Source organism: Stenomitos frigidus ULC18 (genome assembly GCF_003003795.1).
In the GTDB taxonomy this organism is placed as follows: Bacteria; Cyanobacteriota; Cyanobacteriia; order Leptolyngbyales; family Leptolyngbyaceae; genus Stenomitos; species Stenomitos frigidus_A.
Map to the genome: position 1 here is coordinate 46,000 of NZ_PVWK01000026.1, position 17,108 is coordinate 63,107.

The window sequence follows — 17,108 nt, forward strand, 5'->3', positions numbered from 1 at the left end:
TTTACTGGCATACTCGCAGTAACATTCTGATTGGTGGCTGACGCGATCGCTGATTGAGCTCATCTGTACTGATTGAGCTCTTCTGCATTGTTTGAGCGATCGCTTGTGCCGTCATCGCTCAGGTTTCTACGGGGCTCATACTGCCATCAGCGTTTCAACGACGGCCATACGGCAGCCTCTTTGGTTAAGGTTCTAAGCGGTAAAGGCGTCCTTGTTGATCGGTTCGATAGATCCAGCGTTGGCTACTATTCGAGAAGACAACGCGCCAGCCTTTGACGATGGCTTGAGTACAGATTTCATCCGATCGGGCGAGGTCTAAGCAGCCGTTAGTCCAGGTTTTTGGGGTTGCTTCTACGATTTTTAGCTTTGCAGCCGGGATGTTGGTTTGCTTGCTCAGAGCCTGCCGTAGCTGGGTCGCAAGGTTGGAAGGCAGTTGGGCCGTCGTGTTCTTCATGGGTTTGCTTGCTAATACCATTAGCGCACCGACTCCAACTCCCCTGGCAGATTCAGCTTGAGCGTTAGCGGCGGGTAGCATTAACCAGCCTGGAGTGAGAAGCATTGCCAGAACGATCGTCAAAACACGGTAAAACCGCTTCTGGACTTGTCCAAGCGCTGATTCTGCTGAACGAGTGAACGGTTGCTGTCCCACAAAACGTGGTCTCATAAACGTTGACGCTCCATAAACGTTGACGCTCAAGGTTTGGTATCGAACAAACAGCCTTGAAGCAGTATTCCTTAAAGGCTCTGACTAAGAAAGGGGAGTTGCTGCCACAGCTTGTTAAAACTGGCGGGATGGAGCACGCGCCATATGGCTAAGATGGCGATCGCAACAATCACTAATGTCAACAAATTATAAAAAACCTGAGCTGGCCGAAACACCCGCTTTGCCGATCGATGTCCATAGCTTTGAGTCGGCTGACTTGGCTTCGGTCGTGCTGGAGCCGGCGCTGTTTTGTTCGCCGCTGGGGTCGTCGCGGCTCCCACCATTAAGCGCATTGCATGTAGTTGATTTGTGACCACAGGTGGTTTGCGTGCCGTCCGGCTCCATTGCACTAAAACGGTCAGCGGCATGCCACACAGGTTCGGTGTATTGAGCATTCGCAAGCGTTGAATCAAGCCCTGATCATTAGCGGCTACGACGACCAGTCCTTCTGGTCGGTTGTGCGCTAACCCATAAGCCGCTTGAGCCGTTGCTAAAGAGAGCCTGGTTTTCTTGCTCAAGGTATGCCCTTCAGTGGGTTTGAGTGCAGCATGCTGCGCGATCGACATGGTGGCCTTCCACCCACTCTCAGGAAAGAAGCGGATAAACTCTTTGGCTGTGCGTTCTTGATTGGGTTCGATCGCATGGCTGCACAACTGCTGTACTTCTTCGAGCACTGCCTTGGGAAGAAAGCATTCTCCAAGTCGGGAAAATTCTTGCCAGTGCCTGACGCTACTAGACATAACAGCGCTAAGGTCGAGCACAATGAGAAAGGGGGGTAAAGCAGCCATAGCAGCATTCAGGGGGGGCTAAACGGGCTTTTAAGGAGGTATTACGCAAGGATACGTGATTTAAATATGAAGCTGCGTAACGTTCGTTTCTGAAAGATTGAGAAATGATCCAGACGCTGTGCAGACGTCTTACCGTGTAGTTCTAGATTGCTTTGCAAGAGGTAGGCTATGAGCAACATTTCAAGATATCGTTTAGTCTGCACCCTCTCTTTCGGTGATATTTACGGTCAGATTATTGTCTGGCTAATTGTGATTTTTATTAGCTTGGCAGCAGCATTGGCGTTGATGGGAGCTAGTAAGCCAATCTATGCGCTCTCTGTGGTTGGCTTAATTTTAGTACTAACTTTGCCGTTCTTACTCTTTGCTTTTGTGACAACGTTGCTGAATCACATCGAAATAACATCCGTTGATCCAGCGGCTAGCCGTAACCTAACACCGACATCAACTAACGCCCCTAGTCAGCGGCCAGCACAAGCAGCGGGATGAGGTGATGAGACGCTGAAGGGGAGGGAGTTTGTGTGGATGGCTGTGTGCCTTTGACCCCATGCCAAACTCCCAACGTTCTAGGGTCTTATGGGCTAAGGTCTCATGGGTTTTTGCGGCTTGCGATCGATCTGCTGGCTAAATTGCTTGAGCGTTTGAAGATACTCGGCACCGCCAAATTCAGCAACGTCGTTATGTGTGGCTCCAGCAACCAGAAGCAATTGTTTGGGCTGGGGTGAAGCGGCAAACAGGGCTTCGCTCATGCTGGAGGGAACCTTTGCGTCAGCCGTACCGTGGATGTAGAGCAAAGGCATTCTAAGCGATCGCACTTTTGTCAATGAGTCGAAGCGTTGCGTTAGCAGCCAGTCAATGGGCAACATCCAGAACCGTGCTGGATTGACCATTGACTGCATAGATGTAAACGAGCTTTGCACAATCAGTCCACCAGCTTCAGGATGGTCTATTGCCAGGTCTATGGCGATCGCGCCGCCCAATGAATGACCAAAGAGCACAAGCCGCTCTGAAGCGATGACACGTTGCTGTACGAGGTAATCCCAGGCTGCTTTGGCATCCTCATACACGCTGGCTTCCGTTGGAAAGGCACCCTGACTGCGACCGTACCCGCGATAATCGACCATCAAAACGGCAAAGCCAGCCTGGTGAAAGCGCAGCGCCTGAGAGAGATTACCGCTGATATTAGAGCCATTGCCGTGCAGGTGTAAGACAACGTTCTGCTGCGTTCCATTTGCGGGTATCCACCAGCCATGCAGTTGTTCTGGTGTACCGTTCTGGCCCGACGACGGAACTGGAAGCCAAACCTCCTCGTACGGCAAATTGAGGTCGCTGGGTGTAGCTGCGATCGTCTTGGAGGGAAAGAAAATGAAATGGTTTTGGCGTAGAAAGAGGAATGTGCAAGCCGAACCATAGGCAACTACCACTGCCAACAGACTGCCAATGATCGCCTTGATGCTAAGACTGCCCACCCTGTTCAACGCTGAAGTCTGACATCATGCTCCCTTGATCGCAAACCACTGTGCGATCGCCTGCACCAGGCCATCCAGCGTATATTCTTGCGCTTCGGCATCGACTCTACCCAGCAAACTGGTGCACGCTTTTGTGGTCTGCGGGCCGATCGACGCAATGCAGACTCCTTCGAGCCACTCTTGCCAGGCGTTGTCTATTTGGGATTGCTCTAGAAGCTGACAAAAGTGTTTGACCGTCTTAGCACTGGCAAAGGTAATCACATCCACTGTACGAGTTTGCAAGGCGGTTAATGCGTCAGGTGCGATCGTCTCTGGGCAAAGTGATTGGTATGCAGCAACTTCAGTCACATCTGCGCCTCGGCTGATAAAGTCCTTGACTAACAGATCTCGACCACCACTCTCGACTCTGGGAAAGAGTATACGAGCCCCGCGTACAGACACTGGAAAATGGTCAGCCAGCGAATCAGCAATAAACTCCGGTGGCACGAAATCGGGTTTCAAACCGCGTTGCTCTAGCTTCTGCGCGGTCTTATCACCGACGACCGCAATCTTAAGCGCTGCCAGCGCACGAACATCGCGAATCTGGGTTGCCAGTCGCTCAAAGAAATAATCAACGCTATTGGCAGAGGTTAGCATCAACCAGTCAAAGTCTGCCAGGTGAGTCAGCGCGTCATCCAGGGCTTGCCAACTAGAAGGGGGCACAATTTCGAGCGCGGGCATTTCGACAACCGTGGCACCGTCGCGCTGGAGCCGTGCTGTAAATTGACCAGATTGATTGGCCGATCGCGTGACCAACACTGTTTTACCAGCAAAGGGAAGGGTGGTATCGGAGGCTGAATCTGAAGTAGTAAGCACAGTCGAAGAAAATAAGGAGGAACGTGGTTGAAGGTAAGACCGTAGCCTTACGACTTCGCCAATGACGATCACGCAGGGGGAGAGCGCTTCTGTTGCGGTCTGCTGCAGGATGGTAGACAGCGCTCCTTCCCAAACATGCTGTTGGGGACGGCTCGCCCAGCGGATGATCGCGATCGGCGTTTGAGGCGATCGACCATGCGCTTGAAGTTGACGTACAATCTCAGGCAGGTGTTGCCCACCCATCAAGATGACTAGGGTATCGATTTGCGACAGCGTCTGCCAATCGAGCCCTTCAGGATCATGACTGCTGAGAACTGTAAAACATCGACTCAGTACTGGATCGGTTAATGGAATTCCCGCTAATAACGGCGCTGTTAGCGCCGAAGAGAGGCCAGGCACGACCTCAAACAGACAGTTTGATGCCGTCAATGCCTCTATTTCAGCATGACAACGACCAAAGATAAAGGGATCACCGCTCTTCAACCGGACAACCTGCTGCTGTTGCAGACAGTGATACACCAGCAACGCGTTGATATCTGCTTGTAGCATACTGGGTTTGCCGCCCCGTTTGCCAACATTGAGCAGCAAGCACGTCTCTGGTACTAACTGCAGCAGTGCGCTATCTACCAGCGCGTCATACACCAACACCTCTGCCTCAAACAGCAGCTGTTGGGCTCGCACAGTGAGATATGCGGCATCCCCCGGTCCTGACCCGACGAGATAAACCATCCCTGTTTGTTTAGTCATGATCGATGACCATAGCACCAACTAATACCCGCAGCAGTAAAGGTTTGGGTATACATGGCTTTGCCCTACTTACCTACAGTACTGAATCCTGACTCCTGGATTCTAAATTCTCTTTTAAGTCGGTAATGTAGAGAGAAATAAACTTTTTCCTTGAAAAAAGCGGAAAATTACTTAAGCGCTTTGGTGGATGATTGGTTAGTCTGGATTGCATCCTGAAGGACAATCAGGCACATCTTGAGTATTCATGGATCTATATACATATAAGATGGCTACAGTTCATAAGCCTGTTTTGCATCTTGGTCTTGGCGCAGCAATTTTTGTTACTGCTGCCAGTATGAGCGCTGCAACGTTGCACTTTAAGCCATCGCTAGTCAAGGGCTTGCAGGCATTACGCACAGTAAAAACACCGTCTACGATCTGTAACACGATCGCGACAGACCCCTCACCGCCTCTGAATGTCCGCTCCAGTCCAGTGGTTGCGCCTGATAATGTTGTGGGCACGGTGAGAAATGGTACGCGGTTGTCGGTGATCGATCGCAATGAAGGCTGGCTGAGGATCAATCAACCGCTAGAGGGGTGGGTTTATCAAGATTTGACCGTTACAAGTTGTATTCCAGCAACGGCACCGGCAAATGCCAGTACGCCTGCTAACGATAATGGGATGAGCCTGCTGGCGCAGGCAACAGAACGCTATCAGTCTGGTGACCTCAATGCTGCGATCGCTCTGGCGCAGGCGATCCCCACCACTAGCGCTGCGTATCAGCCCTCTAAAGGTGCGGTTAACCAATGGCAGCGTGACTGGAAAACGGCAGAAACGACCTTTGCTGAAATGCAGCAAGCGATCGCCCAAAGCCGATGGCAAGATGTGCTCAGCAAAGTCCAAACCTTCCCAGACAATCGGTTCTGGCGAGCAAAGTTGACCCCGATCGTCACCCTTGCCATTCAGCAACAAAGTGCTAAATAGAAGCATCACTGTCCTGATCGACTGCTGGAGCCTCTACAGCCCGCAGCACTCGACATGGATTGCCTACTGCCACCACATTTGCAGGAATATCTTTGACGACGACGCTGCCAGCGCCAATAGTTGTGTTGTCGCCGATCGTGACGCCGGGACAAATGATGACACCACCGCCAATCCAGACGTTATTGCCAATGCGGATTGGGGCTGCCAGTTCCCGTCCCGTTAGCCGTACGGTGGGATCGGTGGGGTGGTAAGCGGTGTAGATCTGTACGTAGGGAGCGCAGAGTACGTCGTTGCCAATATGAACGGTGTTGCAGTCGAGAATCACTCCGCCATAATTCATATAGAAGCGATCGCCCACCGTGATATTACTGCCATAGTCACAGTGAAACGGTGGTACGATTTGGGGCTTCTCGCCAATCGCACCAAAGAGCGCCTGCAAGGTTTGGAACCGTCTGTGTTGCTCTGTTTCAGTCGTCTGGTTATAAAGTCTCAAAAGACGACAGGCTCGCTTGTTCTCTGCCCTTAGTTCTGGATCATTGGCAAGATACAGTTCGCCTGCCAGCATCTTTTGCTTTTCGGTTTTGAGTCTGTCGCTCATGATGAAAGGTTTTGTAGAGACGCCACGGAACGTCACTACTCTTGAATGAGGACGTAAGGCTGCACAATCAGCGCATGGAAGCGTTTAGACTGATTCAGGTTCCAGTCTGAGAGTTGAGCCGGAGAGGGTTTATGGATCAGGCTTTCTTCGATCCAATGCTGCACTCGTGATACATCATCGTTGGCGATCGCCACACCCACATCAGCAATGTCTAGCCCTGGCTCAACGATGATCAGAGAATCGCGACGCGCATGCGGGGCTAACCAGTCCCACTCTGCTTCAGACACGGCTTCCGCTAATTCTGTCTTTAAATCTTGCATACAGCAATCCTGTTTGATCTGTAAACATTAACCCTGTTTTAGCCGTCAGCCGTCAGCAGTTAGCTCTAAATCCCTCTGACCACTGAGTGTTGATTACTTCGCGGCCGTTAGCGCCCCAAAGCATGTAGGGCATTGATAGCATCAGCACATTGACGGGTAACCGCTTCTAGCGTTTCACGATCGCCCGATTGTGGCGGCGGGATAACGTCACCAATTCTAATGGTGAGAGGGACTGGACGGGGCAGCGCCGAGCCTTTGCGAAAGATGGCATGGGTTCCCCATAGGCTCACAGGCAGTAACGGAGCCTGGGTTTTGGCAGCGAGCCATGCCGCACCCAATTTGGGATCAACGACTTTGCCATCGGGTGTGCGTGTACCAGAGAGAAAAACGCCTGCAGCCCAGTTTTGCTCTAAAAATTCCGTTGCAGCCCGTAAAGCACTACGATCGGGCGATCCCCGCTTCACAGGATAGGCACCGTAGAGCGCGATCGCCTGCTTCAATACAGGTACCTGAAACAACTCTTCCTTTGCCATATACGCCACTGGGCGACCCACACAGCTAGACAGCAGCAGTGGATCAAAATCGCTGGCATGATTGCTCACTACAACCAAAGGCCCGTCGCGTGGCACATGCTCTGCGCCATAAACACGTCCCCGAAAATAAAGGTTTAGCCCCGGACTCACTACCGACCACTTAAACAGGTGGTAAAGCAAGAGGCTAGCAAATGGTTCACGAGTTCTCGGCATAGTCATTAGTTGTGAACTGCTAGCAGTTAATGGCTCGTTTCTAACGGCTGACCAACCGCTAACAACTTTTAGAGCTGCGGTAATTCTGCCACACTGCCGATGTTCTCCAACACCAGATTAGGGCAGGTGCGTTTAATCACACCTGTTAGAACTTTACCAGGGCCAATCTCAACGACACGGCTGACGCCCTCGTCGGGTAGGCGTAACGAAATTTCTCGCCAGCGTACCTTGCCTGTCATCTGTTGAGCGAGGCGAGACTTGAGTATCGCTGCATCACTGCTGGGCGCGGGGTCAACATTAGACAACACAAGCATTCGAGCGTCATGGAAGACCACACTATCTAACATCGTTTGAAAAGCAGCAGCAGCGGGTGCCATCAGGGGTGAGTGAAACGCACCGCTCACATTCAACTTCAATGCCCGTTTTGCTTTGACCTGGCTCAACACCGTTTCAACTCCAGCAGGTGTGCCCGAAATCACCACTTGTCCTGCATTATTGTCGTTTGCCAGCACGACATCTGGAGTTTGTTGCAACTGCTGCTCAAGCTGCTCCTGGTTAAAGCCAAGCAGCGCTGCCATCATGCCATCAGAGGCTTGATCCATCAGTTCGGCTCGTTGCTTAATCAGTCGAAGCCCAGCCTCGAATGTAAAGACTCCAGCCACATAGAGCGCCACGTACTCTCCCAGGCTGTGACCAGCAACAAAATCAGGGTTCTGTCCATGTGCTCTAGCGAGGTCTGCCAGAATGCTCTCAATCACGTATAAACACGGCTGCGTGTAAAGGGTGCGGGACACCTTATCCTCTGGATGCTGGCAGATGCCGGGGATCGACCAGCCTAAGATTTGCTCCGCTTGCTCAAACATTGCTTTCGCTTCGGGCAGCTCAAACAGATCGGTTCCCATCCCTATCGCTTGTGAGCCTTGGCCCGGAAACACCCATGCAGTCTTAGTCATTGAAGTTGTTGGTTGTTAGTTGGTGGTTGTTAGAAAGAAGAGAGGTGTGAGGTGTGAGAAGTAAGGTGCGAGGAGTCAGAATCGACTCAAAACTCAGGAGGGAGTGGCGTGGTACATCACTCAAAACTCCCAACTCAAAACTTTTAACTCAAAACTCTTCACTTCCTTACCGTCCCCACTGAAACACGACTGCGCCCCAAGTGAGTCCGGCTCCAAAGCCGGAGGCAACGATCGTGTCACCCGGTTGAATTTTGCCCTGACGGACTTCCTCGTCCAGTGCTAGCGGGATGGAGGCAGCAGACGTATTGCCGTACTTAGCCAGATTGCTGATGATTTTGTCGTAGGGAATGTTGAGACGATCGCCCACAGCATCAAGAATGCGCTGGTTGGCCTGGTGCAGCAGCAGCCAGTCTACGTCTTCCACGCTACGGTTGGCGCGGAAGAGGGCTTTTTCAATGACTTCTGGCACACGACGTACGGCAAAGCGATAGACCTCTTGCCCATTCATCGTGATGGGCTGGAAATTTCCCTGCCCGATCGTGACTCCATCAACCAACTCCTGAGGCTGAGGCTGATAGGCCAAATTCAGGCATTGATTCTGAGTGCCATCGCTGCGGAGCTCAAAACCGAGCAGCCGATCGTGCTCATTTGCCTGAAGTATGACGGCTCCAGCACCATCACCAAAGAGAATACACGTCCGGCGATCGGTCCAGTCCACCCACCGTGACAACACATCTGCCCCGATCAGCAGGATATTTTGATAAGCGCCTGTACGGATAAACTGAGCTGCTGTTACCAGGCCAAACACAAAACCAGAACATGCTGCTGTCAGGTCAAACGCGACTGCTTTTTGTGCCCCCAGCGCGTTTTGAATTTGGCTAGCGCTGCCAAACAGATCATCGGCAGTGGAGGTAGCCAGAATGATCAGGTCTAAATCCATGGGCGAGAGGTTTGCCATGGCGATCGCGCTCTGAGCGGCTTGAGTTGCGATCGTGGTCACAGATTCGTTGGGTGAGGCCAGTCGGCGCTGACGAATCCCGGTGCGGGAGGCAATCCAATCATCAGAGGTTTCAACAAGCTGGCTCAGCCCCTCGTTGTCAAGGGTTGCCAGGGGTGTTGCCGAGCCGCTCCCGGTAATTGCAATGCCCAGACCTGGTTGCTTTACGTTCATGCTCTATCCATCGCTTGCTGGGTGAATCAGTCTGCCAACTAGCGGGCAACTGACCAGTACGCTCATCAATTAACCGTCTTGCTGACCGCTGACCGCTGACGTCTGGCTGTCCTCTTTGTAACGCGACTGGATCCGATCCAGCACTCGGTTGTCGATCGCTTCCCTTGCAAGTCGCACTGCATTGAAAATCGTGGGTGCTTGAGAACTGCCGTGGCTAATAATGCAAACACCATCAACGCCCAGCAGCAAGCCACCACCATGTTCAGCGTGATCCATACGCTGCTTAATGCGTCGTAGATTCGGTTTCAGCACTGAGGTGCCAATCTTGCCACGCACACCTTGAGGCAGTTCCTCTCGCAGAATTTGCAGCGCAACCTCACCGACGGCCTCCGCAAACTTGAGCAGCACATTGCCCACAAAGCCATCACACACAATCACATCAAAGTTGCCTGAAAGCACATCTCGTCCTTCAGCATTGCCCACAAAGGGAATCTGAGGATTTTTCTGGAGCAGTTGATGGGTGCGTAGCGCTAACTCATTGCCTTTGCTCGATTCTTCACCAATATTGAGCAACCCAACCTTAGGAGTTTCAATGCCCAAAACATATTGAGAATAGACAGTGCCCATAAAAGCAAACTGTTCTAAAAATTTTGGGCGGCAGTCAACGTTTGCACCAACATCCAGAATAATGACTGGCTTACCGGCAATCAGCGTCGGCAAAACAGCCCCGATCGCGGGCCGATCAATCCCCTTCAACCGACCCAACCGCAACAATGCTGCTGCCATTACCGCACCAGAATGCCCTGCAGAAACAACGGCATCTGCCTCTTTCCGCTTGACTAAATCCATTGCTACGTTAATGGATGCTTTGGGCTTACGTCTCAGGGCACTCAGGGGCTCTTCGCCCATTTCGATCGTACCCTCAGCCGGAATAATTTCGAGTGGCGAAGCGCTGGTATGCTTCCGGACGGCTGCACCAACCTCTTCCGGGTCACCCACTAGCAGAATCTTGACACCTAATTCTTCCTGTGCTCGAAGCGCTCCAGCAACAATCTCAGCCGGAGCATGATCCCCACCCATTGCATCAATCGCAATCCGCGCCTGCGTCGATCCCATTGGTCAAACTTAATATAAACCTTCGCAATTCTACCAGATGGTCATGCCTCTACAAAAAACGAAATCAACGGGATAGCCTCTGCTCCAACCGAGCGCTCATTAAATCAAAACGTTCGTTCTCTGTTGTAGAAATCTCCTTAGGAACAAGAATTTAATAACTCCGGCATTTCCCGTAGGGGCGCACGGCCGTGCGCCCCTATCTGCAAATAATTTGTCGATTTTATTTAATCCACGATCCTTAGCGGCTACTAGAAAGCGACACTGTGTCAACTAAAAGACTAAAGCTATTGGACGCAGCCGGAGTCTGAGCCAATGCCAGCAAGATCAACGTCAGAGCAAAAGCGCCAGCTTCAAGAGTCTTAATGAGTTCCGAGCGTCCTACTTGCATAATGTGAGATTGATTGCTAAGTGTATGGAGCGAAACTATGATAAGTCAAATTTAGAGACTTTAAGCGCTGATCCAATCAGCCATCAGTCAGAATTTGAGCCGTGTGGAAGCTATGCCCTCAAGGTGAGGCAGAGCAGTCTAAAAGTAAGCGTCGCTCAAGACGATGCTGTACCAGAGCGATCGCCATAGCCTTTTTTGCTGCATACGTGTAATTGACGAAACCAAAACTCGGGCGTAGCTCATAACAAGGAGAATTGCTGTCATAGCACGCCGTGCTTGAGACAGACACCTAATTTCTTTAGCAAGTAACGAACATCCTTGCTAAAGAAATTAGGTGTGAGGGGCTTGAAGACGATTGTAGCTCTCAGTTCATTAATGGGCACTCTCACCAGAGAGACCTGCCCTTATCAGCAGGCTTACTTCACCACTCTTCCTCGCTTAGCCGTGCCTCTCTTCCATCATCAATTTCACTCCTCACTGGGTATCCTACTGGCGCTTGGCTTATCTGCCTGTCAACAAGGATACTCTCAGCCCGTTCGTCCGACGCCTCTACCGCAGGAGGATTTGATTCAGGTCTACACCAATCATGAACCTGCCTCGCGCTATACGGAACCCTATCGCAAACAGACGCGAGACGGAGACGATTTAGAGCAAAAAATTGTTGATGCGATCGCGGCAGCTCATGCAACGGTAGATGTTGCGGTTCAGGAACTCCGTCTGCCCAAAATTGCGGCGGCTCTAGTGGCGAGACAGGCAGCAGGCGTGAAAGTGAGAGTCATCTTGGAAAACACGTACTCACGCCCGTTCAGTACCTTTACAGCTGCAGAGATTGCACAACAGCCAGACCGCGATCGCGGTCGCTACGAAGAGTTTCGTCAACTTGCCGATCGCAATAGTGATGGGCAACTGAGCCAGGAGGAAATCGATCAAGGGGATGCGTTGGTCATGCTCGATCGTGCCAAAATCCCCCGCCTTGATGACACCGCGGATGGTTCCGCTGGTAGTGCCCTCATGCATGACAAATTTGTTGTTGTTGATGGTCGCACAATCATCGTCACGTCGGCAAACTTCACCACGAGCGATGTACATGGCGACTTTAAATCGCCTGCCAGCCGCGGCAATGCGAACAACATGCTGAAAATTACTAGCACAGAGCTAGCAGCTCTGTTCACGCAGCAGTTTAACCTGATGTGGGGCGATGGTCCCGGTGGCAAATTAGACAGCAAATTTGGCATCAAAAAGCCCTTTCATCCAGCGCAATTGGTCACGATCGGCTCAACCACTGTTGAAGTCCAATTTTCACCGACTCGTCCATCGATACCCTGGGAGCGTAGCAGCAATGGCTTGATTGGCAAAACACTCAGTGCTGCTAAGAAATCGGTTGATATGGCACTGTTTGTCTTCTCTGAACAAAAATTGGTCAATCTACTAGAAACGGTGCACCAAAACGGTGCCGAAGTGAGAGCTCTCATTGAACCAGGCTTCGCCTACCGTTCCTATAGTGAAGCGCTCGATATGTTGGGTCTTGCCCTTGCCGATGACTGCAAGCAGGAAGCCGCCAATCGTCCCTGGCAGAACCCAATTACGACTGTTGGTGTACCTCGTCTCCCGCCTGGTGACCTGCTGCACAACAAATTTGGCATCGTCGATCAGGAAACCGTCATTACTGGGTCTCACAACTGGACAGATGCTGCCAATACAGGCAATGACGAGACTGTATTGGTGGTGCATAGCGCGATCGTGGCTGCTCATTACCAGCGAGAATTTGAACGACTCTATACAAATGCTATTTTGGGCATCCCGCCTGCTGTCCAAAAAAAGGTTAATGCTCAGCGACAGCAGTGTCCATCGCGTCAGGCGAACGCACCAGCACCAATCAGTCATCAGGCTAGTGGCAATCGCCCCAAGACCCGACATGCGGCTACTACCCCGATCGCCCATCCAAACCCAAGCGAGTCGCCATCTATACCGCGAGTAAACCTCAACACAGCTACTCACGCAGAGATCGATGCCTTACCAGGTGTCAGCAAAGCACTCGCAACGCGCATTATTGCCGCCCGTCAACAGCATCCCATCACGTCTCTAGAGGATTTAGATCGAATTCCTGGTGTCGGGCCCAAACTCCTGAAGCGATTAGAACCTCAGGTAACCTGGTGAAGGCTTTAGAGACAAGCTTGTCGGAACAATAGCTGCCCAGTACCAGCCAAGTGCTTCACGAACGCTTGGCTGCTTTTGCAGCCGCCAACAGACGCTTTAGCCGCCTGAATGCTTACACGGTGGGGAACACAAAGTTTTGACAGCATAAGCAGTCGGCCTGACGCTGATCGACAGCAGGCGACGGTGATCTTACAAAGCCTCCAGGCTGATTGCCCAGTAATGGTTTGTCAGAGTCCAGAACCCTGGACGCAACCCGAACGCTCAAACGGCATCTTCTCGTGAAGAAACCCGATTTTTTCGTGAAGAAACCCGATTTCTGAGTCAGCGCTCTTAGCCGTAGAGTGCTCGGAGCTTTAGAGCGATCGGTAAGCGGGTTCTAGACGCAAAGGCCATAGCGCTCAATTTGCCTTGCATAGAGTGGTGCTGTTTGATCCGCGGTGTCGTCCAGCGCGTACCTCCGCCCACCCGACGACCTGGAACACCCTCTCTATCTGCCATGGCAGGAGCCGCCAGCGATAGTAACAGAGTGAATAGAGAAAAAACGATTGCGAGTTGACGCATAGATGTGCTCAAGATAGATGCCTAACATAATCTACAATCGCAAAGCAGGCTTTATCCCACCAGCGTTGAACCACTGAAGTCATCATTATTAAAAAATAAAGGAGGTACTTCACAATTGAGTGTGATCGAGTGGTTCTACGGTTTCGCAGTAGCTAATGCATGCTTCACTCTCGTTGAGCGTTGCTCATGCTAAGCGCTAAAAGGATGCAGTTGTTATCCTGAAAGAGAACTGCCAGTAGCTACCTTTGTGCCATCAGAAGCCATGACTCAACAACCTGCCCGTATTTGCATTCTTGGTGGAGGCTTTGGTGGTCTCTACACGGCTTTGCGCCTGAGTCAACTGCCCTGGACAAAGCACGAGAAGCCAGAAGTGACGCTGGTCGATCGCAGCGATCGCTTTCTCTTCTCGCCGTTGCTCTACGAATTGATGACAGGCGAGCTGCAAACCTGGGAGATTGCACCACCGTTTGAAGAACTGTTGGCGGGTACAGGTGTGCGCTTTCACCAAGGCACGGTTACAGATGTTGATTTGGTCACAAAGCATGTGCAGCTTCAGGATGGACATCGCTTGTCCTTCGATCGTCTTGTGCTGAGTTTGGGCGGCGAAACGCCCCTTGACCGTGTGCCAGGAACAGCCGAATACGCGTTACCGTTTCGCTCTATTACAGATGCCTATCGGCTAGAAGAACGCCTGCGAACCCTAGAAGAGTCTGATGCGGAAAAGATTCGGGTGGCGATCGTGGGTGCTGGCTATGCGGGCGTCGAGCTCGCTTGCAAATTAGCTGATCGCCTTGGCGAACGGGGACGCGTTCGTCTGGTTGAGCAAGCGGATCAGATTCTTAGAACCTCTCCTGATTTCAACCGTGCAGCCGCAACAAAAGCGTTAGAAGCGAGAGGTGTGTGGCTTGATTTGGAAACAGGGGTAGAGGCGATCGCGGCTGAGACGATCGCCCTTGCTTATAAAGGCAATGTTGACACCATCCCCGTCGATCTGGTGCTGTGGACGGTGGGCACTCGTGTTGCTGAAGTAATTAACAACCTGCCGCTCAAGAAGAATGCACGCGGACAGATTGTCGTGACTCCGACCCTACAAACGGTTGACAACCCAGATGTCTTCTCGCTGGGCGACCTTGTAGATTCCAAAGACGCCGATGGGCAGCAGGTACCCGCCACGGCACAGGCTGCCTTCCAACAGTCTGAATATGTCGGCTGGAATCTTTGGGCATCGCTCACCGATCGACCCCTTTTGCCCTTCCGCTATCAGCACCTCGGTGAAATGATGGCTCTGGGCACTGATAATGCCACGTTAACTGGCTTGGGGTTCAAGCTTGATGGGCCCTTTGCCTATGTCGCACGACGACTCGCTTACTTGTATCGGATGCCGACCCTGGAGCATCAGGTGCGCGTTGGTTTAAACTGGATTGCCCAACCACTGCGCGATGCGATTGGGTCGATCGATTCGTAATGGCATCAGCACTCCAGAATTCAGGCTGGTCTAGAGAGTTGCTTCTGGATTGCGGGCATACTGACTGAAGAAAGCCTTCTCTTCCCAAACAATCAGGTAAGGCAAGGCTGCGATCGTCCTTGAATGTCGTCACCATCCAGCGGTGAGGAGCAAAACCTGTGACGTATAACGTCACTTTTGTGGGCGCTCAAAGCGGTGTTCTTTAGCTCATGTCTTCAGGCTTCTAAGGAGATTTCCAAAAAATAAATAAATACTCATCTGTCCATGTCACTTAAAAGTGTAAGATCTTGCGCTCCTGTAGGGGCAATACTTTTCTCGGAAATCGCCTCACAGAAACATGACGACCAGTCTGATTGTGATGCTAGCTACCAGGGCAGCGCTAGTGGAGTGGTGGAGCAAGGTGAAAACTAGACAAATTTTGAGACGCTCACGTGTGAATTCCACAGAGTCAGGGGCAAATACCAGAGTATTGAGGGTAGCTAGATGCGTGCGAGTGAACTCCTGAAGCGCTATGCCGCAGGAGAAAGAGATTTCAGTCGGATTAGCTTGTGGGGGGTCAATCTCAGCAAAGCTAGCTTGAAAGGCATTGACCTAAGCCATGCTGATCTGAGAGGGGCAAATTTGTGCGGCATTGTGCTTCGAGAAGCATGCATGGATGGAACAAACTTGGCTGAGGCCGATTTGACCGGAGCTGATCTTTGGGGCGTCGATTTACGGGGTGCTGATTTGCAATGTGCCAATTTGACAGAAGCCAACTTGACTGGGGCCGATCTCCGACAAGCATGTTTAGTGCAGGCAATCCTGAATAAGGCAACCCTAAATTCGGTTAATCTCAGTCAGGCGAACTTGAACAGTGCCCACCTTTGGGGCTCAAACCTCTGCGCTGCCAAACTCCTTGAAATTGACCTGCGGGCTGCCAATTTGCGTGGTGCTTATCTATGCCAGGCCATTTTGAGCGGCGATTTGCGTGAGGCGAACCTGAGTGGTGCCAATTTAAGCTGGACCATTTTGGCTGGGGCAAATTTGCAAGATGCCATTCTGACAGAAGCTGAATTGAGTAGTGCTAATCTCAATGGCGCGAACCTGACTAACGCTAAACTACGTGGTGCCGATTTGCGCGGTGCTGATCTAAGCGATGCCAATTTGAGCGGTGTTAACCTGACTGAAGCAAACCTCTCAATGGCAAAACTAACGGGTACGATCCTCAACGGTGCCACGCTCAGTGGTGCGGATCTACGCGGCACCAACCTGACCTCAACCGACCTTACGGAAGCCAATCTCCTCGGAGCCAACTTGCGCGGCGTGGTCATGCCAGATAATGTAGCCACTGGTTAGAAGGCAGCAGCAAAGCTGAAAATCGCCTATGGGGTGGGAAGATAAACAAACTTGTGAGCGACCCAGCAAGGTTCCCAAAAATCATTTTTCTTGACGCGGTAGGCACGCTGTTTGGTGTGACAGGCAGTGTAGGCGGTGTTTATGCTGATATTGCGCGTCAATTTGGGGTGGAAGTTTCGGCAACGGCTTTAAACCGAGCCTTTTTTCAGAGTTTTCGAGCAGCAGGAAGACCAGCGTTTGGGACAATCGATCGCGCCGAGATTCCAGCGAGAGAGTTCGCCTGGTGGTTTGCGATCGCCACCAACACCTTCAAGCAAGCAGGTGTTTTGGAACAATTTCCCGATTTCACCGAGTTTTTTGCTGCACTGTATGCGCACTTTGCGACGGCAGCGCCGTGGGTTGTGTATCCCGATGTGCGATCGGCATTAGAGCGCTGGCAACGCATGGGCATACCCCTGGGTGTTCTGTCTAACTTTGATTCGCGGCTTTATGCTGTGCTACAGGCTCTCGATTTAGCCACTTTTTTCGCATCTGTCACCCTTTCGACGGAGGTTGGTGCTGCAAAGCCTGACGCTCAAATTTTTGCGATCGCTCTTCAGAAACACGACTGTTTACCTAACGCTGCATGGCACATTGGTGACAGTTTTGAGGAAGACTACCAGGCCGCAAAAGCGGTCGGCATGCGCGGGATTTGGCTACGACGAACGTAGAGTTTGGGTGTAGGGTAGTAGAGACGTTTTTTGGAACGTCTGTACTGATCATCATGCTGTCTTAC

Annotated in this window: 18 protein-coding genes; 7 read left to right on the forward strand and 11 right to left on the reverse strand. The window is 51.7% G+C overall.

Features of this window, described 5'->3' with window-relative positions:
* Positions 1-184: 184 nt before the first annotated feature.
* Positions 185-664: a hypothetical protein gene (locus C7B82_RS05245; RefSeq protein ID WP_106255258.1), complete on the reverse strand. Its 480-nt coding sequence runs from the start codon at positions 662-664 to the stop codon at positions 185-187.
* Positions 665-735: 71 nt separating this feature from the next.
* Entirely contained in the window at positions 736-1,491 is a 756-nt protein-coding gene (locus C7B82_RS05250) for a PIN domain-containing protein (protein ID WP_106255259.1), read from the reverse strand.
* Positions 1,492-1,659: 168 nt separating this feature from the next.
* Between C7B82_RS05250 and C7B82_RS05255 the strand changes: the two genes are divergently transcribed.
* Positions 1,660-1,977, forward strand: coding sequence for a hypothetical protein (locus C7B82_RS05255; RefSeq protein ID WP_106255260.1), 318 nt, complete (start codon positions 1,660-1,662; stop codon positions 1,975-1,977).
* Positions 1,978-2,069: 92 nt separating this feature from the next.
* Here C7B82_RS05255 and C7B82_RS05260 read toward each other — a convergent pair whose 3' ends face one another.
* Entirely contained in the window at positions 2,070-2,957 is an 888-nt protein-coding gene (locus C7B82_RS05260) for an alpha/beta hydrolase (RefSeq protein WP_219904028.1), read from the reverse strand.
* A gap of 24 nt (positions 2,958-2,981) precedes the next feature.
* Positions 2,982-4,559, reverse strand: coding sequence for a uroporphyrinogen-III C-methyltransferase (cobA, locus tag C7B82_RS05265; protein WP_106255262.1), 1,578 nt, complete (start codon positions 4,557-4,559; stop codon positions 2,982-2,984).
* Between the two features lie 265 nt (positions 4,560-4,824).
* Here cobA and C7B82_RS05270 point away from each other — a divergent pair, with 265 nt between their 5' ends.
* Complete coding sequence (locus C7B82_RS05270; protein WP_181357357.1) at positions 4,825-5,523, forward strand: SH3 domain-containing protein; 699 nt, start codon at positions 4,825-4,827, stop codon at positions 5,521-5,523.
* Here C7B82_RS05270 and C7B82_RS05275 read toward each other — a convergent pair.
* From C7B82_RS05275 to plsX, 6 genes are all read right to left on the reverse strand, one after another.
* On the reverse strand, positions 5,516-6,121 hold the full coding sequence (locus tag C7B82_RS05275; protein ID WP_106255284.1) for a sugar O-acetyltransferase: 606 nt from the start codon (positions 6,119-6,121) through the stop codon (positions 5,516-5,518). The two genes, C7B82_RS05270 and C7B82_RS05275, sit on opposite strands and share 8 nt — an antisense overlap.
* 35 nt (positions 6,122-6,156) lie before the next feature.
* The gene (locus tag C7B82_RS05280) at positions 6,157-6,441 is read right to left on the reverse strand and encodes a DUF2288 domain-containing protein (RefSeq protein ID WP_106255264.1); all 285 of its coding nucleotides are present in this window, start codon (positions 6,439-6,441) and stop codon (positions 6,157-6,159) included.
* 107 nt (positions 6,442-6,548) lie between these two features.
* Positions 6,549-7,187 (reverse strand): lysophospholipid acyltransferase family protein, encoded by a 639-nt coding sequence (locus C7B82_RS05285; protein WP_106255285.1) that lies wholly within the window; start codon positions 7,185-7,187, stop codon positions 6,549-6,551.
* A 68-nt stretch (positions 7,188-7,255) separates the two neighbouring features.
* Positions 7,256-8,140, reverse strand: a complete 885-nt coding sequence (gene fabD, locus C7B82_RS05290) for an ACP S-malonyltransferase (protein ID WP_106255265.1) — start codon at positions 8,138-8,140, stop codon at positions 7,256-7,258.
* A gap of 166 nt (positions 8,141-8,306) precedes the next feature.
* On the reverse strand, positions 8,307-9,311 hold the full coding sequence (locus tag C7B82_RS05295; protein ID WP_106255266.1) for a beta-ketoacyl-ACP synthase III: 1,005 nt from the start codon (positions 9,309-9,311) through the stop codon (positions 8,307-8,309).
* 69 nt (positions 9,312-9,380) lie between these two features.
* Complete coding sequence (plsX, locus tag C7B82_RS05300) at positions 9,381-10,427, reverse strand: phosphate acyltransferase PlsX (protein ID WP_106255267.1); 1,047 nt, start codon at positions 10,425-10,427, stop codon at positions 9,381-9,383.
* Positions 10,428-10,839: 412 nt separating this feature from the next.
* Here plsX and C7B82_RS31965 point away from each other — a divergent pair, with 412 nt between their 5' ends.
* Together C7B82_RS31965 and C7B82_RS05305 are read left to right on the forward strand one after the other, a co-directional pair.
* On the forward strand, positions 10,840-11,004 hold the full coding sequence (locus C7B82_RS31965; RefSeq protein WP_181357358.1) for a hypothetical protein: 165 nt from the start codon (positions 10,840-10,842) through the stop codon (positions 11,002-11,004).
* A 156-nt stretch (positions 11,005-11,160) separates the two neighbouring features.
* Positions 11,161-12,972, forward strand: coding sequence for a phospholipase D-like domain-containing protein (locus tag C7B82_RS05305; RefSeq protein WP_245939738.1), 1,812 nt, complete (start codon positions 11,161-11,163; stop codon positions 12,970-12,972).
* A gap of 330 nt (positions 12,973-13,302) precedes the next feature.
* Here C7B82_RS05305 and C7B82_RS05310 read toward each other — a convergent pair whose 3' ends face one another.
* On the reverse strand, positions 13,303-13,533 hold the full coding sequence (locus C7B82_RS05310; protein ID WP_106255269.1) for a hypothetical protein: 231 nt from the start codon (positions 13,531-13,533) through the stop codon (positions 13,303-13,305).
* Positions 13,534-13,795: 262 nt separating this feature from the next.
* Between C7B82_RS05310 and C7B82_RS05315 the strand changes: the two genes are divergently transcribed.
* From C7B82_RS05315 to C7B82_RS05325, 3 genes are all read left to right on the forward strand, one after another.
* Positions 13,796-14,998 carry an NAD(P)/FAD-dependent oxidoreductase gene (locus tag C7B82_RS05315; RefSeq protein ID WP_106255270.1) on the forward strand — a complete coding sequence of 401 codons (1,203 nt, stop codon included), beginning with the start codon at positions 13,796-13,798 and terminating at the stop codon, positions 14,996-14,998.
* 483 nt (positions 14,999-15,481) lie between these two features.
* On the forward strand, positions 15,482-16,333 hold the full coding sequence (locus C7B82_RS05320) for a pentapeptide repeat-containing protein (protein ID WP_106255271.1): 852 nt from the start codon (positions 15,482-15,484) through the stop codon (positions 16,331-16,333).
* A gap of 53 nt (positions 16,334-16,386) precedes the next feature.
* Positions 16,387-17,043, forward strand: a complete 657-nt coding sequence (locus C7B82_RS05325; RefSeq protein WP_106255272.1) for an HAD-IA family hydrolase — start codon at positions 16,387-16,389, stop codon at positions 17,041-17,043.
* Positions 17,044-17,108 lie beyond the last annotated feature (65 nt).